The sequence below is a fragment of the Nostoc sp. genome (assembly GCF_036919895.1).
In the GTDB taxonomy this organism is placed as follows: Bacteria; Cyanobacteriota; Cyanobacteriia; order Cyanobacteriales; family Nostocaceae; genus Nostoc.
In genome coordinates, this window is record NZ_JBALBW010000003.1 from 1 (window position 1) to 750 (window position 750).

The 750-nt window shown below is 39.6% G+C and carries 1 protein-coding gene; it reads right to left on the minus strand.

What is annotated here, in order from left to right; genetic code table 11:
- Positions 1-64 precede the first annotated feature (64 nt).
- Positions 65-697: a MarC family protein gene (locus V7K55_RS00140; protein WP_334826953.1), complete on the minus strand. Its 633-nt coding sequence runs from the start codon at positions 695-697 to the stop codon at positions 65-67.
- Positions 698-750 lie beyond the last annotated feature (53 nt).

A 750-nucleotide genomic window follows, 5' to 3' on the forward strand; every position in this document is an offset into this window, starting at 1 on the left:
CACACCTGGGTAATGTTGAACTATAGGATTTTTGCTTTTAACTTGCTATAAATCAAAGGTTATTTTACTTGACAGGAAATGCCGACTTCAATAATGAAATAGAGCCATCAGCAATAAACCGCACACCAATTGCTAAGATGAAAAAACCAAAAACTCTATTTAAGGCTCCCACACCGTTTTTTCCTAACCTATTAATCAGTGGTTCTCCTAAGACGAGGCACAGGTAAAGGCTAATCCCGATTAAAACAATCCCCGCTAGAGATTCTAGATACTCTACCCAATGATTAAAGCTAACAGATAAACTCGTTACCACACCAATTGCTCCAGGCCCACTGATTAATGGTACTGCCATTGGTGTAAAAGAAATATCCTCTTTGTCCATAGCCTCATCATTTTCTGATGGAGTTAGGCGTTGACGAACCGTTACCATTTCCCACGCTGTATGAGCAACAAGTAATCCACCTGCTAGCCGTAGCACCTGAAGTGAAATCCCAAAAAATTCTAGTATCCATCTGCCAGCTACTAAAAACACAGCTAAAACTAAAACTACATTCGTGGCAGTTTGTATTGCCTGCTGATGACGCTGTGATGATGTTTCCTTCGCTGTTAAACTATAAAAAACCGGAACTGCACCTATTGGATTGGCAATTGGAAAAAGAGCTACGAAAGTTGCTAATGTATTTGAAATTAACGACATTATCAATATTTGGATATCTTGGTTCCCTAAAAGCAGAGTTTAGCAGACAGCCG